At 68.5% G+C, this 23,587-nt stretch carries 18 protein-coding genes; 11 read left to right on the top strand and 7 right to left on the bottom strand.

Going from position 1 to position 23,587, the window contains the following annotated elements:
• Positions 1 to 46: 46 nt before the first annotated feature.
• Positions 47 to 328 carry a hypothetical protein gene (locus tag AC3XQU_RS00975; RefSeq protein ID WP_489872256.1) on the bottom strand — a complete coding sequence of 94 codons (282 nt, stop codon included), beginning with the start codon at positions 326 to 328 and terminating at the stop codon, positions 47 to 49.
• 16 nt (positions 329 to 344) lie between these two features.
• Positions 345 to 1,841 (bottom strand): DUF4331 domain-containing protein, encoded by a 1,497-nt coding sequence (locus AC3XQU_RS00970; protein WP_489872255.1) that lies wholly within the window; start codon positions 1,839 to 1,841, stop codon positions 345 to 347.
• A gap of 267 nt (positions 1,842 to 2,108) precedes the next feature.
• On the opposite strand from AC3XQU_RS00970, the gene AC3XQU_RS00965 reads away from it, so the two are divergent.
• Both AC3XQU_RS00965 and AC3XQU_RS00960 read left to right on the top strand, forming a co-directional pair.
• Positions 2,109 to 2,627, top strand: a complete 519-nt coding sequence (locus tag AC3XQU_RS00965) for a sigma-70 family RNA polymerase sigma factor (RefSeq protein WP_489872723.1) — start codon at positions 2,109 to 2,111, stop codon at positions 2,625 to 2,627.
• Entirely contained in the window at positions 2,624 to 3,328 is a 705-nt protein-coding gene (locus AC3XQU_RS00960; protein WP_489872254.1) for an anti-sigma factor, read from the top strand. Before AC3XQU_RS00965 ends, AC3XQU_RS00960 begins: the two co-directional genes overlap by 4 nt.
• A 10-nt stretch (positions 3,329 to 3,338) precedes the next feature.
• On the opposite strand, the gene AC3XQU_RS00955 is transcribed toward AC3XQU_RS00960, so the two are convergent.
• Both AC3XQU_RS00955 and AC3XQU_RS00950 read right to left on the bottom strand, forming a co-directional pair.
• Entirely contained in the window at positions 3,339 to 4,514 is a 1,176-nt protein-coding gene (locus tag AC3XQU_RS00955) for a GAF domain-containing sensor histidine kinase (protein WP_489872253.1), read from the bottom strand.
• Between the two features lie 59 nt (positions 4,515 to 4,573).
• On the bottom strand, positions 4,574 to 5,635 hold the full coding sequence (locus tag AC3XQU_RS00950; RefSeq protein ID WP_489872252.1) for a M29 family metallopeptidase: 1,062 nt from the start codon (positions 5,633 to 5,635) through the stop codon (positions 4,574 to 4,576).
• A gap of 344 nt (positions 5,636 to 5,979) precedes the next feature.
• On the opposite strand from AC3XQU_RS00950, the gene AC3XQU_RS00945 reads away from it, so the two are divergent.
• The 6 genes from AC3XQU_RS00945 to AC3XQU_RS00920 all read left to right on the top strand — a co-directional run bounded on the left by AC3XQU_RS00945 (position 5,980) and on the right by AC3XQU_RS00920 (position 14,408).
• Positions 5,980 to 7,473 carry a hypothetical protein gene (locus tag AC3XQU_RS00945; RefSeq protein WP_489872251.1) on the top strand — a complete coding sequence of 498 codons (1,494 nt, stop codon included), beginning with the start codon at positions 5,980 to 5,982 and terminating at the stop codon, positions 7,471 to 7,473.
• On the top strand, positions 7,473 to 8,966 hold the full coding sequence (locus AC3XQU_RS00940) for a hypothetical protein (RefSeq protein WP_489872722.1): 1,494 nt from the start codon (positions 7,473 to 7,475) through the stop codon (positions 8,964 to 8,966). The genes AC3XQU_RS00945 and AC3XQU_RS00940 overlap by 1 nt, the downstream gene beginning before the upstream one ends.
• A 26-nt stretch (positions 8,967 to 8,992) precedes the next feature.
• Positions 8,993 to 9,451 carry a hypothetical protein gene (locus tag AC3XQU_RS00935; protein WP_489872250.1) on the top strand — a complete coding sequence of 153 codons (459 nt, stop codon included), beginning with the start codon at positions 8,993 to 8,995 and terminating at the stop codon, positions 9,449 to 9,451.
• 31 nt (positions 9,452 to 9,482) lie between these two features.
• Positions 9,483 to 13,151, top strand: coding sequence for a tubulin-like doman-containing protein (locus tag AC3XQU_RS00930; RefSeq protein ID WP_489872249.1), 3,669 nt, complete (start codon positions 9,483 to 9,485; stop codon positions 13,149 to 13,151).
• Entirely contained in the window at positions 13,148 to 14,032 is an 885-nt protein-coding gene (locus AC3XQU_RS00925; protein WP_489872248.1) for a hypothetical protein, read from the top strand. Before AC3XQU_RS00930 ends, AC3XQU_RS00925 begins: the two co-directional genes overlap by 4 nt.
• Before the next feature lie 79 nt (positions 14,033 to 14,111).
• On the top strand, positions 14,112 to 14,408 hold the full coding sequence (locus AC3XQU_RS00920; RefSeq protein ID WP_489872247.1) for a hypothetical protein: 297 nt from the start codon (positions 14,112 to 14,114) through the stop codon (positions 14,406 to 14,408).
• Between the two features lie 52 nt (positions 14,409 to 14,460).
• On the opposite strand, the gene AC3XQU_RS00915 is transcribed toward AC3XQU_RS00920, so the two are convergent.
• Complete coding sequence (locus AC3XQU_RS00915) at positions 14,461 to 16,506, bottom strand: tetratricopeptide repeat-containing diguanylate cyclase (RefSeq protein ID WP_489872246.1); 2,046 nt, start codon at positions 16,504 to 16,506, stop codon at positions 14,461 to 14,463.
• A gap of 260 nt (positions 16,507 to 16,766) precedes the next feature.
• Between AC3XQU_RS00915 and AC3XQU_RS00910 the strand changes: the two genes are divergently transcribed.
• The 3 genes from AC3XQU_RS00910 to AC3XQU_RS00900 all read left to right on the top strand — a co-directional run bounded on the left by AC3XQU_RS00910 (position 16,767) and on the right by AC3XQU_RS00900 (position 20,033).
• Positions 16,767 to 17,636 (top strand): ABC transporter ATP-binding protein, encoded by an 870-nt coding sequence (locus tag AC3XQU_RS00910; protein WP_489872245.1) that lies wholly within the window; start codon positions 16,767 to 16,769, stop codon positions 17,634 to 17,636.
• Positions 17,633 to 19,198: a hypothetical protein gene (locus AC3XQU_RS00905; protein WP_489872244.1), complete on the top strand. Its 1,566-nt coding sequence runs from the start codon at positions 17,633 to 17,635 to the stop codon at positions 19,196 to 19,198. The genes AC3XQU_RS00910 and AC3XQU_RS00905 overlap by 4 nt, the downstream gene beginning before the upstream one ends.
• An 82-nt stretch (positions 19,199 to 19,280) precedes the next feature.
• The gene (locus AC3XQU_RS00900) at positions 19,281 to 20,033 is read left to right on the top strand and encodes a DUF2243 domain-containing protein (protein WP_489872243.1); all 753 of its coding nucleotides are present in this window, start codon (positions 19,281 to 19,283) and stop codon (positions 20,031 to 20,033) included.
• A gap of 2 nt (positions 20,034 to 20,035) precedes the next feature.
• Here the strand turns inward: AC3XQU_RS00900 and AC3XQU_RS00895 are convergent, their stop codons facing one another.
• Together AC3XQU_RS00895 and AC3XQU_RS00890 are read right to left on the bottom strand one after the other, a co-directional pair.
• Positions 20,036 to 21,844 (bottom strand): ABC transporter ATP-binding protein, encoded by a 1,809-nt coding sequence (locus AC3XQU_RS00895; protein WP_489872242.1) that lies wholly within the window; start codon positions 21,842 to 21,844, stop codon positions 20,036 to 20,038.
• Entirely contained in the window at positions 21,834 to 23,585 is a 1,752-nt protein-coding gene (locus AC3XQU_RS00890; RefSeq protein ID WP_489872241.1) for an ABC transporter ATP-binding protein, read from the bottom strand. Before AC3XQU_RS00890 ends, AC3XQU_RS00895 begins: the two co-directional genes overlap by 11 nt.
• Between the last annotated feature and the right edge of the window lie 2 nt (positions 23,586 to 23,587).

The raw sequence follows: 23,587 nt of genomic DNA, 5'->3' as shown, positions 1-23,587 counted from the left end.
AGGCGGGATAGGGGACGCGCGTCCCCCATCCCGCCGTCGAGGTGCATCAGGTCGTCGGTACCGGTTCCGGCTCGGTGGTTTCCGGTGCAGTCACCGTGATCGCGTCGACCGCTACCGGTTCGTCGTTATCGAGCAGCGCCGACACCCGTGCCAGGACGGTCTGGAAGAAGCCGTCGGTCGCTACCGGCGGCGGATTGGTGCCGACCGGTGGCGGCGGGGGCGTGGTGGCGATCGGATCGCGATCGTTGCTGCCGCCGCAGGCGCCCAGCAGCAGGGCGACCGACAGCAGCAGCGCACCATTGCGCAGGCGGGGAATCATGGAAGTCATGGCTCTCTCCTCGCGCTTACTGGTTGCCCGGCAGCGGCGTGTTCAGGTAAGGGAAGGCCGGCTTGAACGATGCCGCCGTCTTGCGTACGCCATCGGTCAGCGCCAGGCCACCGGCCGGTGCATCGGCAGGCTTGCAGCCCACGCCCAGGCTATCGCCGGCGCCGGTCAGTGCGCACAGGGCGCCCATCGAGACGCGCAGCGCGATGTCGGTCACGTCGTCGGCTGGACGGCGGCCGTTCGGGAAGCCGGCATTGTCGCCGCCTGCCACGCCCATCGCATTTTGCGCGGCCAGTGCGGTCGGCGCGATGCTGGTGTTCAGGCGCAGCATTTCCGAGGCCACCACGTTCTTCGGCTGGTTCACGCCCGGCAGGCCCTTGAGGAAGGCGGTGACGAGGTCGTTGCGCGGGAAGTTGGTCGGGGCCTTGGCCGACGGGAACAGGGTTTCGATGATGGCCGGCAGGGTCGGATTGGTGACGAAGTCGATGAACTGGCCGTCATTCTGCGGCTTGGAGCTGTTGAAGCGGTCCTTCAGGTCCATGCCGATGATGACTTCGTTCACGAGCGGCATGCCCACGCGCGATACTTGGGTCCAGGCGCCGCCTTCCTTGGCGGCGTTGTTGATGCCGCTGGCCGGGGTCGGGTTGAGCAGGCGGCCCTGGCGCATGCTGGCGGTGGCGTAGCCGCCGATCACCGGCTCGCCGGCCGCTGCCACGCAGGCGATCGGCACTTCGACGGCGATCGAGCTGACGTTCTTGTTTTCCAGGTCGTTCTTGTTGCCATTGACCTCGGCGCCCAGCGGGTTCAGGTTGACCAGGTCGAAGATCTTGCCCACGGCGATATAGAAGGGCTCCTTGCGCTGGCCCACGAAGACGCGGCCGGTGCCGCAGCCGGGAATGGCCACGTCGTAGATGTGCTGGTTGGCGTAGGTCTCGTAACCGGTGGCGCTGCCGAAGGTCTTGTCGCCGATGTTGTCGACCGGCTTGTCGAATTCGGTGGCGCCGCCGCTGCCTGCCAGGCGGGTGCGGGTGCCGCCGCGGCGGTCGCCCTTGACCATGTCGATGGTGAAGGTCTCGCGCACGTTGAGCGAACCCGGGTTGACGCCGCTGATGGTCGACGAGTTGATCAGGGGGATCAGGACCTGCTTGCCGCCGACGGTGAGGGCGGTGCGCTTGGACGTGCTCTTGAAGCGGAACTGGAAGGAGACGTCTTCCTTGGCGTCGCCATTGTTGTCGACGTGGATCTCGTACAGCGCATTGTTATCGAACTGGTAGAAGTTCGGGCCGCCCTGCGGATCCTGGAACGGGATGAAGTTCGCGATCATCGTCACGAAGCCTTCGCGGCCGGGCGCATAGCTGCGGAACATGTAGAAGTCGGTGCCGTCGACCTTGGGGGCGTTGGTCAGGAAGGGCGCTTCGCGGTGGCTCGAGGCCGATGCGGGCAGGGTGAAGGCAGCCAGGGCTGCGCCGGACGCCAGGGCCGCAGCCCATAATTGTTTCTTCTTACCGAATTGCATGTCCATCTCCTCTTTATTGTTGTCCCCGGAATGGGGAAGCCGCGCTGCGGAAATACATCTGCACACGTGTATACGCAGTCCGCGTCTTATCGGATTCAAATTATTTTTATTTCATTAATGCTGAGTAAATGTGATAATTTTCCTCAAGCATCATTAACAAATTCGGCGATTTCCCTCCCTGATTAGAAAGATTTTGTGGCTCAATCGATAAATTTGCCAAATTCATTAGAACTGAATACCTGGATTCGTGGCGCTGCGTTGAAAGATGTGCTCGCTTTCCGCGCTTTGTACGACGCCAGCGCGCCGCGCCTGTTCGGGCTGGCCCTGCGCATCCTGCGCCGCCGCGAGCTGGCCGAGGAAGCCTTGCAGGAAAGTTTCGTATCGATCTGGGACCACGCGCGCGACTACCAGGAGGGCCTGTCGGCCCCGATGACCTGGATGTCGACGATCGTGCGCAACAAGTCCTTCGACCTTCTGCGGCGCCACCGGCACGAGGCGGAGCTCGACGGCGGGGAATTCGACGATGCGGTGATGGCCACGCTGGACGATCCGGTCGCCAACCCGGCCGATTTGCTGCAGCTGAGCAGCGAAGCGAAGGCGCTGGCGGCCTGCATGGCAGCGCTCGAGGAAAAACACCGGCATGCGGTCGGACTGGCTTTCTTCCATGACCTGTCGCACAGCGACGTGGCGCGCCAGCTCGCGCTGCCGCTCGGCACCGTGAAGACCTGGATCCGCCGCAGCCTGGTGCGCCTGCAGGCCTGCCTGACGGGAAGGAGCGCGGGATGAAGCTGCGCGACAATGAACCCTTGCGCGAGCGGCTGGCTGCCGAATATGTGCTCGGCACCTTGCGGGGACGGGCGCGCCGGCGCTTCGAAGGCCTGATGCACGATGACGCGGCGCTGCGCCGCACGGTCGCCGAGTGGCAGGGCCGCATCGGGCCGATGGCGGAATTCGTGCCGGCGGTGGCGCCCCGCGCGCAGGTCTGGCGCGCGATCGAGAACCGGCTCGGCTTGACGCTGCCGGCACCGGCATGGCAGTTCTGGCGCCGTGGTTCGCTCGGCTTCTGGCGCGGCCTCGGCGTGGCCTCGAGCATGGTCGCCGCCATGCTGCTGGTAAGCGTGATGCAGCAGGCGCCGCAACAACCCGTGGTCAGCGATATCGCCACCCTGCTGGACAAGCAGTCGCAAACCGCATTGCTGGTCACGGCCGATCGCGAGCGCAAGCTGCTCACGGTGCGACTGGTGGCCACGCAGGCGCTCAGTGCCGGGCAAGTGCTGCAGCTGTGGGCGGTTCCCCAGCAAGGCAAGCCGCGTTCGCTCGGCGTGCTCGATGGCGGACGGCAGCTGGCCTTGCCTCTCACGCCGCAGGCGATCGGCGCCGACGTGGCGCTGCTGGCGGTCAGCCTCGAACCGCAGGGCGGCTCGCCCGACCCGAACGGACCGAGCGGACCGATCCTCTACAAGGGAGGCTGGGTCAGGGTGATGTAAGGGTGGCCGCTCAGGCCGCGGGCATCGTAAAGGTGAATTCCGTCACGCCCTCGGCCGACGTGACGGCGACCCAGCCGCCGTGGCCGCGGGCGATCTGGTCGACGATGTACAGCCCCAGGCCGAGCCCTTCGTTGCCCTGGCGCGTCGCGGCGCGCCAATAGGGCTTGAACAGCTGCGTCACGATGGCGGGCGGAATGTCGGGGCCGCCGTTGACGACGTGCAGCGCGAAGATGCCGTTGTCGACATGGGCCTCGACCACGATGGCGTCGTCAGGGCTGCCGTGCAGGACGGCGTTGTTCAGCAGGTTCGAGAGCAGCTGCGACAGGCGGTCGGGATCGCAGCGCAGTTCCATGCCTGCCTGGATCGAGCTGTCGATCCGGCGCTCGGGATGAACGTCGCACAGTTCGTCGACGACCTGGCGCAGGAACAGGTCGGCGTTCGGTGTAATGCGCAGGTCGAGGGCCATGCCGCTGCCCATGCGCCCGCGCGTGAAATCGAGGACGTCGTCGACCAGCGCGGCCATGCGGGACGTGCTGCGGCGGATGCGTTCGGCGACCTGGCGCGTGACCGGGTCCTGGTGCTTGAGCAGCAGGATCTCGGCGCCGGAACGCACCGCCCCTAGCGGCGTGCGCAGGTCGTGCCCGAGCACGGCGATGAACTGCTCGCGCAGTTCCGCCGTTTCGCGTTCGGACAAGAGCTCGTGGTGCACCTGGCCGCGCGCGTGTTCGGCTTCGAGCTGCTTGGAGATCAGCTCCGCGAACAGCGTCAGGGTCGAGACGGTGGTCTCGCCGGTCAGGCGCGCCGGCTCGGGATCGAGCCCGCACAGGGTGCCGAAATACTGGCCGTCCGGGCGGAACACGGGAATCGAAAAATAACTCTGGAAGCCGTAGATGCGCGGCGTATGGTGGTCGTGGTAGCGGGCGCTCTCGCGGACATGGTCGATGACGACCGCTTCCCCGGTATCGCGCACCTGCTCGCACAGCGTCGTCGTGATGTCGAGTCCATCGCCCGGCTTGAGGCCGAATTCGAGCCCGTCCAGCACGGCGCAGGCGGTCCAGGAGTCCTGGGTGACATGGGCGATGCAGACGAAGCGCAGGCCGGTGATGGCAGCGACGGTTTCGAGGATCTTCGGAACGGCGCCGATGGCCTGGATGTCGCCGACGCAGGAAGGGAGCTCATGTGCCATGGAACGTTCTACGCTGGAAGGTCAGTCGGTCATGTTAGCACTCGTTAATGACGTCGTGGTCAGCTGTCGCACAGCCAGTTGCCATTTTCATACACCCGTTCGTCGCCGAGGTAGACCGCATCGGTCACCGCGAACACGTCGATATGGAAGCGCGCATCCTTGCGCTTGAAGCCGGGCTTGGCGTACACGCCATGCTTGGCCCCGAGCGACAGGTGGATGCCGCACATGCGCTCGTAGGTGCCGATATCGTCGACCCGGCGCTCGCGCGTGAAGGCGCGGTTCATGCCGAAGCCCAGCTCGCGCACCCAGACTTCGCCCTCGACCTCGGCGATGTTGTCCAGCACCTGCTGGAAGGCCGGCGTGGCGTTCTCGGTGCCCACCACGCGGCCACGCTCGACGATGAGCGTCACCGGCATCTCGGGCCGGTTCGAGCGGTAATTCGTGTCGCCGAAGACGTGTACCTGCACGCGCCCATGCACCGCTTCCAGGTCGAGCGCCTCGGTAAATACTTCGCCGATCGGGAACTGGCCGCCGACATTGTGCATCTCGCTGTAGTCGCCCACGTTCAGCTTGGCCGGCTCCAGGCTGGATGCGAAGTGCAAGGTCGCGCCGCCGCCTTCCACGCGCGCATGCGGCGCGGCGTCGATCCGCGCCTTCAGCGCGCGGCCGACGCCGCGGAAGTAAGCCGGGTCATAGGCCAGGGCCTCGATATAGTGTTCCGACTGCGGGCCCGGCATGCGCGACAGGTGCACGTGCTCGATGACTTTCAAGCCCAGCTTGAACAGCTCGACCCGGATGCGGAAGCCGTCGAGGCGGAAGTTGGTCGACTGCAGCAGCACCACCAGGTCCTTCGGCGCCAACGCGCGGAAAGCCGCCAGCACCGCCTCGGGCGTGGCGGCGTCGAAATCGATGAAGCGCGCGCCGGGCAGGTTGCGGCGGTAGCCTTCGAGCAGTGCGCGCGACAGGGCGGTGCGGGTGTCGTAGACCACCAGCGCGGCGTGAAGCGGGCCGTGTTCGAGCGCATGCGCCAGCACGTCGTGCAGGTGGCGCGCCGCGGCATCGATGGCGTGCGGCGGCAGGTCGCCGGGGTGCTGGTCGTCGGTCGATTCGAGGGTATGCATGTGTGGCGGGGGAGAGCGGAAGCCGGGCCGCCATTATACGTACGCCAGCCGAAAGTTCCCCGCACCTCCTGCCAATCAGCCCGTTTATTGATCCCGAAAGTGTCATCGTGCGCTACCCCGTGTACGGCGCGCCGCGCGACGGTCCTGAGCGCTATGATTTGAGCAACAACAATGAGGGAACCTCGGCAAACCTACTGCGCGTTGCACTGTCGGCCTGCGATGCTCGCTGTACTCAAGTACAGCGAGCATTATCCCCTTGGGGGCTCGGCCAATATTGCTGCCGCTCGCTACGGTTATCCGAGGTCCCGAAACGTTTCGACAGGCTGGTTTAACAAGGGGAGGCAATGGGATACAGATGGGAAACGCCTGCCAGTGTCTGGCAGGAAGACGAGCGCAGCGGGGAGTTCGAGTTGCTGGCAAGCGAAGGCCTGGGCCGCATCGACTGGCAGGCCCACGCCCATGGCCGCCTGCCCGACGTCGCCCGCCTGCTCGGCGCCTCGCTGCCTGGCGCCTGCAGCTGCGCACCCATCTATCCGGAGGGTTTCGCCTTTTGCCCGCATTGCGGCCGCAGCTTGCAGCGGCTGCCTGGTTCGCCGTCGCGCCAGGCCGGCTGGTGGGGCCCGGGCGTGGACGCCATGCTGCCGCGCCATGTGCCGCACGGCTCGCCGGTCACGTCGCTGCCGCTGGGCGACAGCCTGGAAGAGCGCCCGGCCGCGCCGCACCCGGGCCGCCATGACCTGGCGATGCCGGCGCCGCCCAATGCGCAATGCGTGTTCGCGGCCTCGCACTACGGTTTTCCCGAGCAGCGCCTGCTGGCGCTGGCCCACACGCGCGGCGTGCTGCAATACTGGGACCCGGTCGCCGGCCTGTGGCATGTCATGGCGCCGGACGACGGCGCCGCCGGCCTGGCCTTTACCGCGTCAAGCTATGCCTGGCTGCCGGTGCTCGAACCGCGCCGCGGCGAGGTGGCGATCGTCCCGACAGGCAGCGGCCTGCACCGGCTGTGGATCAACCCGGTGAGCGAAACCTACCGCACCGAACCCGTGCTCGAGGCCCCGCTGGTGGCCGCCCCCGGCGCCATGCGCCGCCACATCGCCTGCCTGGTCTGCCCCGATGCCGACGCAGGCGGCACGGTACGCCTGTGGAGCGCGCGCAGCGACCTGCTGGAAGTGGAAGAATTCGCCTGCCCGGACCTGCCCCGCGCAGGCTGGTCGCGCCCGATCGGCTATGACGGCCGCCTGTTCTGGCTGCACGAGCAGGGCCAGCTGGCCTGGCGTCCAGGCGAGCCGCCGCTGTTCACCCCCTGGCCACCGGGCTGGCAGCCGCGCCTGGATTTCGGCGGCCCGACCCAGAGCCGCGACGGGCGCCTGTGGCATATCGGCCATGACGGCCAGGGCTACTCCTTCCTCGAACTGGGCAGCGACCGGCCTGAAAGCGCCCCGATCGACGGCGCGCGCCTGGGCTTTGCCAACTTCCTGTTCCGGCGCGGCCACCCGGTGGTCGACGAGCCCTGGTCCGGCGAGCATATCGAAGACCTGAACCAGGACGACACGCTGGTGCTGCCGCTGCTGCGCGCCTTCAACAACAACCGCAGCCAGCCGAGCGGGCTGGTGCTGCGCTTCCACAAGTACACCGGCCGCGCCGAAGAAGCGCTCGAGGCGCGCGTACTGCCGCGCACCACGGTCGAATGGATAGGCCGGCGCAACGTGATCCTCGACGAAGCGGTGCGCCTGTCGCGGCCCCTCGAGTGCCTGCCTTTCGTGTACGCGGGCTGCCTGTGGCTGCACCATCCCGACTGGAACGCGATCCGCGGCTGGCGCCTGGAAGAGCCGGCGTGATGCAGGCCGCCCTCAAGCACCTGGCGGCAGTGTTCACGCTGCTGATCGCGAGCGCCTTGCCCGCATGGGCGATCCCGCACGTCGTCCTGGTGCAGAACTCGGGCTGGATGGAGCCTTTCTATACCGACCCGCAATCGCAATTCAAGCCCCTGGTCAGCGCGCTGGCCGGCGCCGTCGTGCAGCCGGGCGATGCGCTGGTGCTGGCCGCCTTCAACCAGTCCTTGCCCGGCGCGCCTTCGCCCAGGGCGCTGCTCTCCTTCAAGGCCGACCCCAAGACCGTGCGCAGCCGGGTAGTTGCCGCCCTGGCCGGCCTGGACACGGCGCGTAAACCCGGCAGCGCGGCGCTGGCCGACACCGACCTGGGCGAAGCGGTACAGGCGGCGATCGGCACGGCGCTGGGCGGCAAGCCCGGCATCGTCTGGCTGGTGACGAACAACCGCAACAGCCCGAACAACGACCAGGCCACCGCCGCGCGCAACCGCGAATTCTATGAACTGATCCACCGCGGCGCGGCGATCGACAAGGTCGTGGCCTTCCCGCTGCGCATGCCGGTCCAGGGCAGGCATTACCAGGCCAACGGCCTGATGGTGTACGCCTTCGCGGTGGGCGCGCCGGGTACCCGCGCGCTGGACGCGCTGCTGGCTTCCGGGCGCATCGCCAGCGTGATCACCGAGCGGCCGGCGCGCCTGAAGCCGCTCGACCGCGACACGGTGCGCCTGAGCCCGGCGCAGGTCGAGAACGCACCCGGCGTGGCTTTTTCGCAGGCGCAGGGCGGGGCGCTGCGCGCCGACGTCGACCCGGATGCCACCACGCCCAGGGCCAGCATCCGCTGGAACCTCGAAAACACGATGTACCCGTACACCATCGCCTCGGCCACGCTCGGCGCGCGCTCGATGCTGGCCGGCGAAGACCGCAGGATCGAGCTGGCCAGCAGCCGTGTCAGCAACCTGGCGCCGGGCAAGCCGGCGCCGCTGGGCTCGACCATGCAGCTGCCGGTGGCCCAGCTGCCCGACAAATGGTCGATGGCAGCAATGAAATCGGCCGGCTCGGCCTATGTGCTGCCGGGCCGGATCGAGCTGCACCTGGAGAACCAGAAACTGGAGCTGTCCCAAAGCTTCCGCGAGCGCATGGCGGCGCTGTTCCCGGGCGACCCGCTGCCCGAGATCTTCACGCCGCCGAGCACCGTGCAAGCCTCGAAGGCGGTGCTGCCGCTGGAAGTGCGCGTGCACTACGGCATGGGCCCGCTGGCGGCGCTGGGCGGGATCGCGGCAATGCTGCTGGCGGCGCTCGGCGCCGCGGCCTGGGCCTACGGCCGGCCGCGCGTGGCCCAGGTCACCGTCGAGGACGAGCTGCGCACCATGCGCGCGCGCCCCGGCACCACGCAACCGATTTACGACAAGGCCGGCGCCCAGGTGGCGCAGCTGAAAACCACCCTGTTCGGCCACCAGCTGCTCGACCTGCGCGAAGGCGCGCAGGTTCGGCTCGGCCGCTGACAAAAACAAGAAAGGAATTCCTCCCCATGCAAGGAACCCAGTCGCCTTCCGCACCTTCGCCGGCCGATCCAGGCTTCAAGCTGCCCGAAGAATCGGCATCGCCCCAGGATTCGCTGCCGCAAACGTCTCCGGACACCTCCGGGCGCCCGGTCGAAGTCGTCCCCGGAACGACGGATGCGCCAGTGCCCGCGACCGATACCTCCACGCGCGACCTGGCCATCGGTGCGGTGGTGTTCGCTGTGCTGCTGGTGGTGTACTTTTTTGTCCGCAACGCCTACGTGCACCACCTGGTGGTGCGGCGCGTTGCTCCCTCGTCGGCGGGCAGCGCCGGCTGGCTGCTGTTCGTGGGCCTGGGCTTTTTATCGGCCGCCGCGGTGCTGGCGATCATCAATGCCAGCAAGTTCCTGACCTTCGCCGTCACCGGCCCGCTGGTGGCGGTGGGCGTGATCGCGCTGGTCGCGGCGCTGTTCGTCGGCCGCCGCTAGGCCTTCAGTAAAAAAATCGAAAGAACACGATATGGCAGATTTTCCCAACCCAGCAAGCCTGAACGCCAAATCGGAGCTCAAGGTCGACCTGCGCCCGACGCTGTTCATCGGCGCAGGCGGCACCGGCATGGAAGTGATGATGCGCATCCGCCGCCGCATCCTGTCGGCCGTCTGGAACCGGCACCACCCGACCCGGGTCGAATCGATCGGCGACTTCCCGGTGGCGCGCTTCCTGCACTTCGACCTCGACAACAATGCCGTGATCGACGAAGGCAAGTCGCAGCGCACCGATCCCTGGTACGAACTGGTCAAGCTCACCGACGAAGAGCGCCTGGTCGAGCCGCTCGACCTGCCGCAGTACCACGAGTCCGACGACAGCCTGGCGCGCTTTCCGCTGATCGAAAGCTGGATGCCGCTGCGCCCCAAGAAACTGCGTTCGCTCGGCATCGACCCCTCGAAAGGCGCGGGCCAGATCCGGGCGCTGGCGCGGCTGTATTTGTTCGACAAATACCCCAAGCTGCGCGGCCGCATCAAGGGTGCGCTCAACTTCCTGAGCAGTAATGCCGGCATCGAACGCAAGGAAAACTACCAGCGCCTCGGCCTGCAGGTCGATACCTCGAAATTCCGCATCGTCGTCATCGCCTCGTGCGCGGGCGGCACCGGCGCGGGCAGCGCCATCGACCTGGGCTGGCTGTCGAAAGCCATCGCGCGGCAAGAGGTGTCGGACAGCCAGGTCGACCTGGTGATGTTCATGCCGGGCGGCTTCGCCAAGGCCAACAAGGAGCGCACCGAGGCCAATGCCTACGCCACCCTGATGGAACTCGAAACGGCGATGCGCGACATGAATGCGCAAGTGCAGTGGATGGACCCGGACAGCATCGCCGGCAAGGGTGCGCCCTTCGACGACGTGTATTTCGTCGACACCGCCAACCTCGCCAACAAGGCCACCCTCGACGTCAAGGACGTCTACCAGATGGTGGCCGACACCCTGTTCGAAGACTTTGCCTCGGCCGACTTCGCCAACCGCAAGCGCTCGGTGGCGGTCAACCAGCAGCAGCACAAGCTGGGACCCTACAACCCGCGCGTGCCGGAGCAGCGCTTCGGCGACATGCGCCTGTCGTACTCCAAGGTCTACTCGGCCTTCGGCCAGGCCGTGCTCGACACCCAGCAAAGCCTGCGCGACGATATCCGCGCCTACGAGCTGGCCGGGCTGATGGTGAAAGCCTTCTTCGGGCTGGTGGGAACGGATGGCGCCATGGCGCGCCGCGCCGGCGACCAGGAACGCGACACCTTCATGCGCGAGCAGATGGAGATGGGCGAGCGTCCCTTCGACGCCTTCCCGGACTTCCGCAAGGGCACGGTCGACATCACGCCTTTCCCCGAATACGCGCTGACCGGCACGCTGTTGCTGGACAAGGACGGCCGCTCGCTGCTCGAGCGCGTGGAGAGCAAGGTGCAGCTCGAAGTCGACCGCATCATGGCCTCCTACGACATCAAGCAGTGGCGCGAGAAAGTGGCCGAGCTGCTGCCGCACCTCGAGCGCGACGCCATCCGCGAGGCCGGCGCCACCGCCGAGACCAGCGAAGACCGCATCAAGCGCCACACGGGCGAATTGACAGGCCGCCTGAAAGGGCGGGTGCGCGAGCGCCTGTACGCGCTGCTCGACGACCGCAAGCAGGGCGGCCTGGAATTCGTGCTGTCGCTGCTCGAGCAGGTGAAAGCGCGCCTGTCGCAGCGCGACCTGGCCAATGCCGAGCGCAACGGGCGCCGCTACCGCGACATCCGCGATGCGCTGCGCACCCGCCAGGTCGAGGAGTCGCTGAATAACCTGTCGCAGGCCTCCGGGCGCATGTTCGGCAAGGAGCCGCAGGCGCGCGAGGTGATGAACCACCTCAAGCGCGACATCGCCGACTACCTGCGCTTCCACCTGCTGGCGGTGGCGGCCGGGCAGTCGATCGAAGTCATGCGCAACATGTCGGCCTGGCTGGGCGACCCGCAGGCCACCGACGAGCAGGGACAGGCGCAGTGGAGCGGTATCGCCGGCGAATTCCAGGAAGGCCGCCGGATGGTCTCGGCCATGCTGGCCGCAGCCGACCAGCGCATCAGCCAGCTGCGCGCCGATGCGCGCCAGGAGCACGCCACCTATATCAAGCTGGCAAGCGACGTGCTGCCGCCGCCGGTGCGCCTCACGGGCGACGTCAGCGCCTGGAGCGAAGAGGTGCTGCTGGAATTCGGCGGCTCGGCGCGGCTGTTCCCGCAGCTGGGCGACGAGCGCCTGCGCTCGGACCTGCTGCTCAAGCTGTTCCGCCGCGCCCAGCTCCAGCTCTCGGCGCAGGAACTCGAGCAGCCCGAGCCGGTCGATCCGCTGCTCGAGCGCCTCTCCGGCATGACCCCGCAGGAGCGCCAGCGCGTCTTCGCCGAATGGATCCGCAGCGCCATGCCCTGGGTGAACGCGCGCTTCTCGGCCGAGTTCACGCCCGTGGCCGACCAGTTCAAGTGCTTCATCGGGGTGGGCGACGCGGCAAGCTGGCGCAAGATGGAAGCCGAACTGCGCGCCGCCGTGCCGACCGGGTACTTCCACGGCGACCTGCTCTCGGTGGTCAACACCGGCATCTCGGGCAAGGCGGTCTGCTATATCGAACTGTCGGGCTATCCGATGACGGTGCTGCGCGGCCTGCCGACCTGGCGCGCCTCGTACCAGATCGAGAACCCGAAGATCCCGACCCACCTGCATTTCGACGCCACGCGCTTCCGCCATCCGCTCTCGCCCTCGATGGACGAACTCAATCGCCTGGCCGACGACTACGAATGGTTCCTGCAGGCGATCGCGCTGGGCGTCATCCGGCGCAAGCCCGACCTGGGCGACCGCGAAGCGAGCTTCCAGCCGCGCGGGCAATACCTGTTCGAGGTCGAGCCGGGCTCGGGCGAGTGGCTCCAGATCGGCAACGAGTATGCGATCCGCTCCAACGGCCTGCCGCCTTACTACCGCGATGGCGTGATCGGGGCAGTGCGCCACCGGCTCGCGAACGTGGGGCCGCACCAGCTCACGCTGCTGGCGGCGCTGATGCGCCATTACCAGCTGCGCGTCTACGAGCCGCGCCTGGAGGTCGACGAGACCGGGGCCCAGCTGCCGTCGCCCTCGCTGCCGAACATCACGGCGCGGCGCCTGTACGATCAGTGGATCCGCCGCGCCGCCGCGCTCGACCCTTCGCTCTCTCCGAGCCAGATCGAGACCGCGCTGGCCGGCATCGCGCAATGGACCGAGACGGTGCCGGATTCCGCGGGCGACGCCTACAGCTGGGAAGTCGAGCGGCCGGTGGACAAGCGGGTAATCCTGCCCGAGTTCCTGATGAGCGACGAGCGCGCGGCGTCGGTGCTGGCGCGGCGCACGGCGCCGGCGGTCGAACTTGCCAAGGCGCCGGCCGGGGACGAGATGCAGGCGGCTACGCAGCAGGCGGGCCAGCCGCGCTACAAGCTGTTCGTGCAGGGCGCCCAGCGCGGCCCCTACACGGTCGACGAGATCGCCCAGCAGGCCGCGCGCGGCGAGGTCGACGCCGGCACCCGCGCCTGGAACATGGCCTGGAACCCGAAGGCGGACAAGTGGAGCACAGTCGGCGCGCTGCCGGAACTGGCGGCAGTGCTGGATAAGGTGATTCCCGATCCGGACGACGTGGACGACGCGATCCCGGATCCAGAATGAAGGACGGTATGGTGCAAGACGACGCGGTTTACCGCTGCATTGGCCTGTCCTGTGGACGCCTGATGCCGAGGCGGGTGAATTACTGTCCCTGGTGCGGCACGGCCCAGCATGTGGTGCAGCCGGGCGCGAGCCCGCCGGTACTGGCCAATACGCCGGTGGCGCCGCCGCGCCCGGCGCCCGTGCCGCCACCGGTAGCGCCGGTCGTCCCGCCGCCGATGGCGGCCCCGGGCGCAGCAGCAGCCGCGTCCGCAGGCTTCGCTGCCGGCGCTGCCGGCGCTGCAGGTGCAGCCGCGCCGGGTCCGGCGCCAGCGCCGCTCGCCGCCGCACGGCCCACCGCGCAGGCGCCCCCGCCTGCGGCCGCGCCGGAAGCAGGGCGCGGCATCCCGCCGCCTCCGGGCATCCGCGGCGCCCCGATGCCGGCCCGGCCGCCGCAGCGCGCGCCGGTGCGGATGCGCTGGTGGATCGCCGCGCTGATCGTGCTGTGGGTGATCTGGATGGTCGTGAAACCCGAAGGCGGCCGCATCGAGCGCCGCATGGACCGCGCCGTGGCGCTGGCGGTCGAATGCAAGGCGCGCGAGGCCCAGGACGAACTGATCGCCCTGCGCGGCAGCAACGCCACGGCCGAGCAGCTGCGCCAGGTGCAGTCGTCCCTGAACAAGGCGGCGGCCGACTGCACCCGCGCCGAGCAGCGCGCCAGGGCATGGACCGACACCAGGGGCGCGGTGCAGAAGCTGCGGCGCGCGCGGTCCTACGACAAGGCGCTGGCGCGGCTGGCCGTGTTCACCAGGCGCTGGGGCGAGGACGACGCGACCGCCGCGCTGCGCCAGGAGATCGTCGACGAACGCGAGCATCCGCTGGCCGACCCGACACGCGGCGAGTGAAGACGCACCTTTTCAACGGTCAGCCGGGTTTTCCGCGACAGGTGTATGCTATTTGGCAACTAGATTGCAGGAGTGGACCATGAAAACGACCATGCTGGGAGCGCTGTTCGTGCTTGCCGTGCTGGGGGGCTGCAGCCGCGACGACGACGCACTCGGGCCGGCCCAGAAGGCCGGCAAGGCGCTCGATGACGCCGGCGTGCGGGTCTCGCGCCAGGTCGAAGGCGAGCTGGCCAAGGCCGACCGCGCCGCCGCCGAAGCCCGCGACAAGATCAAGGATGCGACCAAGGATGCGAAGGGCGGCCTGGAACGCGCCACCGAGGAAGTGGGCAAGAAGGTGGAAGACGCGGGAGAAAAGATCCAGGACGTGGCGGATTAGCGTTTCCCGATGTGCCCGTCAAGCAATGGTGGGCACATCGGACCCTGGCTTCTTATGCGCTGGCCCGCTGGTCCTGCACATTCCCATGCACGACCGACAGATTGACCTGCCCGTTGCGCCACGCGCGCTCCAGGTTCTGCTCGATGTCCTCGAGGCAGACCTGGGCCGGGTCGGCGAAGCCGCGCACGCAATAGGCGCGGTTGCGCCCATGCGCCTTGGCCAGGTACAGCGCCATGTCCACCACGTTCACCGCGCGCTCCCACGGCAGCACCTCGCCGCCGCAGGCGAGCGGGAAGGGCGCAAAGCCGATCGACACGTTCACCGCCAGCGTATGGCCGCCATGCGCGATCGTCACCGCTGAAATCCCGCTCAGGATGCGCTGGGCCACTTCGTCCAGGCTCGAGCGCGGGACGGTGGGCAGGAAGGCCAGGAATTCTTCGCCGCCCCAGCGCACGATCATGTCGGTTTCGCGCAGGATCTCGCGCAGGCTGGCCGCGATCGCCGTCAGCACGGCGTCGCCGGCCGCGTGGCCATAGGTGTCGTTGATGTGCTTGAAGTGGTCGACGTCGAGCAGGAACAGGCCGCCGCACTGGTCGCTGTCCATGGCGTCGCCCGCGCGCAGCTCGGGCTGCGGGGTGCTGCGCATGTAGTCCAGGAAGTGGCGGCGGTTGTACAGCCCGGTGAGCGGATCGCGCACGCTCTGCTGCTTGAGCTCCTTGTTCTTTTCGTAGAGCTGGGCGTTGGCATGGCGCACCTTGCGGTAGAGCAGGCCGACCACGATTGCCGCCAGCGCAAAGACCGCCGCCAGCAGCCACATGACGCGGTGCTGCAGGCGGCTGACTTCGTTTTCGCTGCGCAGCAGCTCGATCTGGCGCTGCTTCTTTTCGGTCTCGTATTTTGCCTGCAGGTCGAGGACCGCGCGCTGGCGCCGTTTTTCGAACAGCTCGTTGGAGATCTTGCGCTCGCGGTGGTAGGCGCGCAGGGCGCCGGGCAGGTCGCCCATGCGCTCGAGCGCCTGGCCGTATTCGACCAGCACCAGCTGCAGCTCCGGCTGGTCGCCCAAATTCTCGTAGGCCGTCATGCCGGCCTCGATATGGCGCTTGCCGTCGCCCAGGCGTCCCATCGCGAGATAGGCCTGGCCGAGGTTCAGGCGGGCAGTGGCCTCCAGCCCGGCATCGTTGAGCGCGCGCGCCGCCGTGACGGCCTGCTCGGCATACGCCGCCGCATTGCCGTAATCGCGCAGCTTCAGGTAGCAGTCGGACAGGTTGACCAGTGTGTACGCGGCCATCGACTCGGCCCCGATGCGGCGCTCGATCGCCAGGCTCTCGAGCAAGGCCTTCAGGCCCCGGGTGTACTGGCCGGTGTCCACCGCCAGGCCATATTCCGCATGCTTGAGCGTGGTGATACGGCCAGGGGAATTGGTTTTCTGCGCGGCTTCGAGCGCTTCGGCCAGGGTCTCGAAGCCCTTGTCGTACTCGCGCATCTGCTGGTACAGCCCGATCAGCGCATTGAGCGACATGACGATCTGGGTCGCGTCGCCATTCTGGCGCGCCATCGCGGCCGCCGTCTGCAGACGTTCGAGCGCTTTAGGGAAATTACCTTCCTCGGCCCAGGACTCGCCCGATGAGATGGTTGCCCGTACTTTCAGTTCGGCGTCGCCCGTGGTGGAGGCCAGCTTCTCGGCTTCCCAGATCAGGCGGTGCGATTCAGCCAGCTCCGAGCGGCGGTAGGCCATATAGCCCTTGCGCAGCAGACCTTTAGCAATGGCGACATTGCTGCCGTTTTTCCGGCCCAAGGCGACCAGTTCGTCCGCGATCGCGGTCGCTTCGTCGAGCTTGCCCACTTCGTCGTAGGCGTTGGACAGCTGGTTCAGGAATTCGATGCGTTCAGGCAGGGGCGCGGCCCGGCCTTCGGCCTGCATCTCCAGCAGGATCGGCAGGGCGCGCTGCCCGGCATATTTGTTGATCTCCCGGATTTCCGCCAGGCGCTGCGCCAGCGGCGCCTCGCCCGCAAGGGCAGCCGCCGACCCAAAGCACAGCGTTGCGGCAAGCGCGATGCGTCGGAAGCGCACCGGGGTGCGGGGCAGGCTAAGGAGCATGAGAAGAGGTCTCGAAACGCCGACAGAAAGTTATGGGGAATATATGAAACATTATATTCCTGTTGCAACATGGAAATTCATTTTCTACTCGATTGTCACTAAAAAGACACATTGGGAGAGTCCCCTACCTGCTGGTGCACGCTGCGCCTGTCCCGCCGCGGCAGCGCCTGTCCCGGCTTTTCGACCTCCTGTCGCAAATCGCTGGCTGGCGCCGCACCGTCTTCTTATAGTCGGGACAACTACTGACTCAGGAGAACGGCATGCTCGAGCTGCGCGGCGTCACCAAGCAATTTGGCAAGGAACTCAAGGCGGTGGACGACCTGTCGCTGACGCTCGGGCATGGCGTGGTGGGCCTGATCGGCCACAACGGCGCGGGCAAGTCGACCCTGATGCAGATGATCGCCACCTTGACGCGTCCCACGCGCGGCCAGGTCCTGTTCGACGGGGTCGACATCGCGGTCAAGCCCGATGCGATCCGGCGCCGCCTTGGCTACCTGCCGCAGGATTTCGGGGTCTACCCGAACCTGAGCGCGCTCGAATTCATGCAGTATTTCGCCGCCCTCAAGGGCGTGCGCGACCCGGGGCGCATCCGGCGCCTGCTCGAACTGGTCAACCTGCACGACCAGGCCCACCGGCCGGCGGCGGCGTTCTCGGGCGGCATGAAGCGCCGCCTCGGGATCGCCCAGGCGCTGCTGAACGACCCGGACATCCTGGTGGTCGACGAACCCACCGCCGGCCTCGACCCGGAAGAGCGGCTGCGCTTTCGCAACCTGCTGGCCGAGCTGGGGCAGGGCAAGCTGGTGCTGCTGTCGACCCATATCGTGTCCGACGTCGAGAGCATCGCGACCGAGCTGGCCATCATGCGTTCGGGCCGGCTGGTGGCCCACGACACGCCGGAGGCGATCCTGCAGCGCGCCCGCGGCCAGGTCTGGCTTGCCAGCGTGGCCGAGCACGACTATGCGGCCCTGCGCGGGCGCGTGCACGTGCTGCAGGCGCAGCGCCAGGACGGGCGCATGGCGCTGCGCATCGCCCATCCCGAACTGCCTTGCCTCGGGGCGCGCGAAGCCGAGCCGACCCTGGAAGAAGCGCTGATGGCGCAGCGCTACGCCCTGCAGGCGGAGGCGGCATGATGCGGACCAGTCCCTGGTGGACGGCCGGCGTGCTGGCCGCGAACGAAGTGCGGCTGCGCATGCGCCGCATGTCGACCCTGGCGGCGGTGCTGGCGATCGCCGCGGTCAGCTGGGCCATGATCGAAGACCCGGCCAGCGGCCGGACCCTCATGATCGTGGAAGACGCGCGGGTGCGCTACACCAGTTCCGCCCTGGCGCTGGGCAGCGCCACGCTGGCCGGCCTGCTGTTCTCGCTGGCCGGCTTCTACCTGGCGCGCGGGCGCACCGGCGAAGACCTGCGTAGCGGCATCGGCGGGGTAGTGGGCGCCACGCCCGCCGGCAACCTGCTGCTGGTGGCCAGCCGCTGGCTCGGGGCGGTCGGCGGCCTGCTGATCCTGCTCGGGGTCTTCATGCTGGCCATCCTGGCCCTGCACCTGCTGCGCGGCGAAGGGCCCATCGCGCTGCTGGTCTACCTGCAAACCTATTGCGTGCTGCTGCTGCCGATGGTGCTGTTCGCCGCCAGCTGCGCGGTGCTGTGCGACAGCTGGGCGCCGCTGATGGGCAAGGGCGGCGACATCCTGTATTTCTTCGTCTGGACCGCGATGCTGTCGCTCGGCGGGATCGTCGAGGAAGCCGGCGCCCCGCCCGCGCTGGCCATCCTCGACTTCACCGGCATGGCCCAGGCCATGGAAGCGATGCGGCTTCACCTGAGCACGGACAGCGTCGGCATCGGCGCCATGGACTTCAATGCCGCGCTGGCGCCCCACACGCTGCCGCAATGGCTGTGGAGCGGTTCGCAGGTGGCCGCGCGCCTGTTCGCCTGCCTGCTGGCGCTGGCGCCGCTGGTGCCGGCCGTGCTGCTGTTCCACCGTTTCTCGCCGGACCGGGTCAAGGCCGGCAAGGCGCGCCGGCGCCGCTCGCCTCTGGGGGTGCTCAATAGCTGGCTGCGGCCGCTGGCCCGCACCGTGCAGCCCTTGATGCGGCTGGCGGCGCGCCTGCCTGGCGCCGCCGGTCAGGCGCTGGCCGACCTGGGCCTGGCCCTGGCCAGCGCGCCGAGCGCCATCCTGGCGATTGCCTTGTGCACCGTGGGCGCCCTGGTGCTGCCGGCCGAGGTGCTGCCAGGCCTGCTGGCCGGCGCCGTCGCCTGGTGGGGCATCCTGTGCAGCGACAGCAGTACCCGCGACTTTAGCGTGGCCTGCGACGGCCTCACCGCCGCCGTGCCGGGCGGCGCCGGCCGCCGCTTCCTGCGCCAGTGGACCGCATCCACGCTGCTCGGCGCCCTGTTCACCGGGGCGGTCGCCCTGCGCTGGAGCGTCGACGAACCGGTGCGCGCACTGGCTGTTGCCGCCGGCGTGCTGGCGCTGTCCGCCTTTGCCGCCCTGCTGGGGACAGTGAGCCGCACGCCGCGCCTGTTCCTCGGCTTGTTCCTGTTCGGGCTGTATGCCGCGCTCAATGCGAAAGGCATCCCGATGATGGACGTGGTCGGCTTCCACGGGGCCGCCAACCTGCAGTCGGCGGCAACCTTCATGGTGGCGGGATTGCTGGCGCTGGCAGCCGGTGTCGCCTGGAGCCGGCGCAGCTGAGCTTTTCCTTGCGAACGGTGCTTTGCCTCCAAAACGGCCCGGCTATACTGGGCCGTTCCCCTATCTACGCGAGGTGATTGCGATGTGGAAAACACCGTGGGCGCGCTGGGCCGCGGCGCTGGGTTTCGCGCTGGGCGGCTTCTTCGACGGCATCCTGCTGCACCAGATCCTCCAGTGGCACCACCTGCTCAGCCTGGTGCCGGGCATGGACGACCTGCGCCTGCAGGTGCTGTGGGATGGCTATTTCCACGCCTTGATGTATGTCATCGCGCTGGCGGCCCTGGCCGGTTTGTGGCGGCAGCACCGGCGCGGCGCCGGGGCTTGGGGCTGGCCCCTGGTGGGCGCGGTGCTGGTGGGCTTCGGGCTGTGGCATCTGGTCGATTCGGTGCTGTCGCACTGGCTGCTGCAGATCCATCGTATCCGCATCGACAGCGAACAGCCGCTGTTGTGGGACCTGCTCTGGCTGGCCCTGTTCGGCCTGCTGCCGCTGGCGCTGGGGCTGCGCCTGCGGCGCAAGGGCGGCGGCACGGGAACAAGCGGCAGCGCGGCCATGCTGGTGCTGGCCGCCGTCACATCGGGCGCCGGCGCCTGGGCCCTGCTGCCGCCGGCGCAAACCGGTTTCGCCACCGTGGTGTTCGCGCCCGGCGCCGGCCCGCGCGAGGTGTTCGCCGCGCTCGACGCCGTGGATGCGCGCCTGGTCTGGAGCGACCGGGCGATGGGGGTGGTGGTGGTCGCGGTGCCCGAGCAGCGGCGCTGGGACTTCTACCGGCACGGCGCCCTCCTGGTGAGCGGGGCGGGCGTGCCGGCCGGGTGCTTCAACTGGAGCCGCGGCTAGGGCTACAGCGCGATCTGCTGCAGCAAATACAGCCGCTGGTACAGGCCGCCCTCGATGCGCATCAGCTCTTCGTGCGCGCCGGCCTCGGTGATGCGGCCGTGGTTCAGCACGATGATGCGGTCGGCCGCGCGGATGGTCGACAGGCGGTGCGCAATGGCGATGATGGTCACCTTGCCGCGCAATTCTTCCAGCGCTTCCTGCACGACCTGCTCGGTGGCGCTGTCGATGCGCGAGGTGGCCTCGTCCAGCAGCAAAATACGCGGCTGGCCGGCCAGCGCGCGGGCGATCGCCACCAGCTGCTTCTGTCCCGAGGACAGGCGCGAGCCGCCTTCGCCCAGCTGGGTCTCGTAGCCCTGTTCGAGCCGGGAGAGGAAACCGTGCGCATGCGCCGCGCGCGCGGCTGCCTCGATACGTTCCAGGGACAGGCCGCGGCCCATGTCGATGTTCTCGCGCGCGGTCGCGGCCAGGATGAAGGGATCCTGCGGCACCAGGCCCACTTCGTTGCGGAAGCGCTCGTTGCCGATCGACGCCAGCGGCAGGCCCGAGATGGCGATGCTGCCTTCATCCGGCGTGTAATAACGCAGCAGGAGCGAAAGCAGGGTGGATTTGCCGCTGCCGGTGTGGCCCACGATGCCGAAGAACGCGCCCTGCGGCACGTCGAGCGACAGGTCGTGCAGCACGCGCTGGCCGGCGATATAGCCGAAGTTCAGGCCGCGCACCTGCACCGCCGGCGCCGCGGAGTCGAAGGCGGCGTCGTTGCCGATGCGCCCCGCGGCATGTTCGGCCGCGCCCGTTTCGTCGAGCAGCGCTTCCACGCGCGCGGTCGCCACCACCGCCTGCTGCAGGCCGCTGAACTGCATCGTGATCTGGATCAGCGGCTCGACCACCCGCGCGATATAGCTGATGAAGGCGTACAGCACGCCCACTTCGATGGCGTTCATCTCGCGCCGGCCGAAGCCGTAGATCACGATGGTGAGCAGCACCACGTTGAGCAGGTCGAGCGCGGGGCGCAGCAGGAAGGCATTGGCCTTGAGTTCGGCCAGGCGCGCGGTGCGGTGGGCGCGGTTGGTGGCCAGGAAGCGCTCGCCGAAACGCCCCTCGGCATTGCTGGCCTGGAGCACGCTCATGCCGCCGATCGACTCGGCCATCTGGCCGTTGATGTCGCTGCGCAGCGCGCGCGCCCGGGTCACCGCCGGCGCCGACAGGCGCTGGTAGAGCCAGACGATGCCGACCACCGCCGGCACCAGCGCCAGCACTACCAGCATCAGGCGCCAGTCGAGCCAGGCCATCGCCACCAGGGTTCCGACCAGCACGATGCTCGAATCGAGCATCACGAACAGCACCTGGATGTAGAGGGTCTTGACCGCTTCGGTGTCGTTGGTGACGCGGCTGACCAGCTGGCCGGTGATGGCGCGGTCGAAGAACGCCATCGGCAGGCGCAGCACGTGGCCATACACCCATTCGCGCAGCCGGCGCACCGAGCGCATCGCCAGGCCCGACAGGCGGATCAGCTGCAGGTAGCGGATCCAGGACGAGGCCCAGCCGGTCAGCACCAGGCCGCCCAGCAGCAGCCAGATGCGCGGCCAGTCCAGCTTGCGCGTCAACAGGTGGTCGTCGATCAGCATCTTGCCCAGCAGCGGACCGGCCACTTCGAGGGCGGCGGCCAGCACCAGCCACAGCGTGGCCCAGTACAGGTGGCGGCGGTCGGGGTGGGCGGCGCGGCGCAGCAGGCGCGCGGCATGCCGTGCCTGCACCTTCATGGCGGCGGCGCTGGTGTCGGGCGTGTCTACTGCCTTGGCATCACTCTGCATCGATGCTGGCCTCCAGTTGTTGATAGCGCCACTGGCTGGCATACCAGCCGTCCAGCCGCAGCAATTCGTCGTGGGTGCCCGATTCGGTGATGCGGCCTTCGCGCAGCACCACGATGCGGTCGGCCGCGGCCACGCTCGACAGGCGGTGGCTGGCGATGATGGCCGCGCGCTCGGGACGCGCTGCGCGCAATGCCGCCAGGTGTTCGAGGATGCGCGTCTCGGTGCCGGTATCGACCGCCGACAGGGCGTCGTCGAGCAGCAGCAGCGAGCTGTCCGCCAGCAGGGCGCGCGCGATCGCCACGCGCTGGCGCTGGCCGCCCGAGAGCGTGATGCCTTTTTCGCCCACCGGCGTGTCGTAGCCGTGGGGGAAGCGCAGGATGTCGTCGTGGATCGACGCCATGCGCGCGGCCTGCTCGACCTCGCCACGCGAAGCGCCGGGACGCGCCAGCGCGATGTTTTCCGCGATGGTGCTCGAGAACAGGAAGGATTCCTGCGGCACCCAGCTCAGGGCCGCGCGCAATGCGCTCAGGCGGTATTCCTCGATGCGGTGGCCGGCCCAGCTGACGGCGCCGTGCTGGGGCGTGGCCTGGCGCAGCAGCACGCGCAGCAGGGTCGACTTGCCGGCGCCGGTCGGGCCCACCAGGCCGAGGGTCTGGCCCGGCTCGATGGCGACCGACACCTCGCTCAGGGCCGGGCGGTCCGCTTCGCCGTAGGCGAAGGTCACGCCCTGGACCAGCAGCGGGCCGCGGCCCACTTCGTCGAGAATGCCCTTGTCGTCGACCGTGAGCGGCGCGTCCAGCAGCGGCTGCAGCCGGGCCAGGCCCGCGCGTCCGCGCTCGATCAGCGAGAGCACCCAGCCGGCAGCGAACATCGGCCAGATCAGCTGGCCCAGGTACATCGAGAAGCTGGTGAGGGCGCCGACGGTCAGTTCGTTGTTCCAGACCAGGTAGCCGCCCAGGCCCAGCGTCAGGCCGGTCGCCGCGGTCAGGGTCAGGCCGACGGCCGGCTCGTAGGCCGCTTCCCAGCGCTGCGCGGCCAGGCTGGCGTCGGCGGCATTGCCCGCCAGTTCGCTGAACTGGGCGGCGCTGCGCTCCTCCAGGCCGAGCGCGCGCAGGGTGCGCACGCCGGTGAGCGATTCCTGCACGTGGTCGTTCAGCGCCGAGAAGCGTTTCAGCGCATCGCCTTCGGCCTTGTGGATGTGCGAAGAAATGCGCCAGAAGGCCAGCGCCATCAGGGGGAAAGGCAGCAGGGCGATGCTGGCCAGGCGCCAGTCCACGCCCAGGGTCATGATCCCGAGGACCATCAGGAGGGTCAGGGTGCCGTCGAAGCCGGCCAGCATCGCTTCGCCGGCGGCCATCTCGATGGCGTCGATATCGTTGGTAGCCAGCGCCATCAAGTCGCCGGTGCGCTGGCGCCCGTAGAAGGCCGGCCCCTGCGCGGCCAGGCGTGCGTACAGGCGCGTGCGCAGCTCGACGCCGAGGTTGTAGGCGGCCGAATACAGGCGGATGCGCCAGCCCACGCGCAGCACATAGATGGCCAGGCCCAGGCCGAGCAGCTGGGCCAGTCCGAGCACCAGCGCATCCTGGTCGAGGCGGTGCGCGGCCAGGCCGTCGATCAGGGCGCCGACCTGGCGCGGGACCAGGACCGTGCACACGGCGACGCCGGCCAGCATGAAGGCCGACGAGACATAGGCATGCCAATGCCGGCGGACAAAGCCGCCGATCAGCCTTGCAAGACTCATGT

It is taken from the genome of Telluria sp. AZSoR62 (assembly GCF_058111565.1).
Note: the sequence above shows the minus strand (reverse complement) of the source record. Positions and strands in the feature narration are given on the sequence as shown.

Coding starts and splice junctions, on each gene's coding strand:
- AC3XQU_RS00975 (WP_489872256.1), bottom strand. CDS start 328: ATGACTTCCATGATTCCCCGCCTGCGCAATGGTGCGCTGCTGCTGTCG.
- AC3XQU_RS00970 (WP_489872255.1), bottom strand. CDS start 1,841: ATGCAATTCGGTAAGAAGAAACAATTATGGGCTGCGGCCCTGGCGTCC.
- AC3XQU_RS00960 (WP_489872254.1), top strand. CDS start 2,624: ATGAAGCTGCGCGACAATGAACCCTTGCGCGAGCGGCTGGCTGCCGAA.
- AC3XQU_RS00955 (WP_489872253.1), bottom strand. CDS start 4,514: ATGGCACATGAGCTCCCTTCCTGCGTCGGCGACATCCAGGCCATCGGC.
- AC3XQU_RS00950 (WP_489872252.1), bottom strand. CDS start 5,635: ATGCATACCCTCGAATCGACCGACGACCAGCACCCCGGCGACCTGCCG.
- AC3XQU_RS00945 (WP_489872251.1), top strand. CDS start 5,980: ATGGGATACAGATGGGAAACGCCTGCCAGTGTCTGGCAGGAAGACGAG.
- AC3XQU_RS00940 (WP_489872722.1), top strand. CDS start 7,473: ATGCAGGCCGCCCTCAAGCACCTGGCGGCAGTGTTCACGCTGCTGATC.
- AC3XQU_RS00935 (WP_489872250.1), top strand. CDS start 8,993: ATGCAAGGAACCCAGTCGCCTTCCGCACCTTCGCCGGCCGATCCAGGC.
- AC3XQU_RS00930 (WP_489872249.1), top strand. CDS start 9,483: ATGGCAGATTTTCCCAACCCAGCAAGCCTGAACGCCAAATCGGAGCTC.
- AC3XQU_RS00925 (WP_489872248.1), top strand. CDS start 13,148: ATGAAGGACGGTATGGTGCAAGACGACGCGGTTTACCGCTGCATTGGC.
- AC3XQU_RS00920 (WP_489872247.1), top strand. CDS start 14,112: ATGAAAACGACCATGCTGGGAGCGCTGTTCGTGCTTGCCGTGCTGGGG.
- AC3XQU_RS00915 (WP_489872246.1), bottom strand. CDS start 16,506: ATGCTCCTTAGCCTGCCCCGCACCCCGGTGCGCTTCCGACGCATCGCG.
- AC3XQU_RS00910 (WP_489872245.1), top strand. CDS start 16,767: ATGCTCGAGCTGCGCGGCGTCACCAAGCAATTTGGCAAGGAACTCAAG.
- AC3XQU_RS00905 (WP_489872244.1), top strand. CDS start 17,633: ATGATGCGGACCAGTCCCTGGTGGACGGCCGGCGTGCTGGCCGCGAAC.
- AC3XQU_RS00900 (WP_489872243.1), top strand. CDS start 19,281: ATGTGGAAAACACCGTGGGCGCGCTGGGCCGCGGCGCTGGGTTTCGCG.
- AC3XQU_RS00895 (WP_489872242.1), bottom strand. CDS start 21,844: ATGCAGAGTGATGCCAAGGCAGTAGACACGCCCGACACCAGCGCCGCC.
- AC3XQU_RS00890 (WP_489872241.1), bottom strand. CDS start 23,585: ATGAGTCTTGCAAGGCTGATCGGCGGCTTTGTCCGCCGGCATTGGCAT.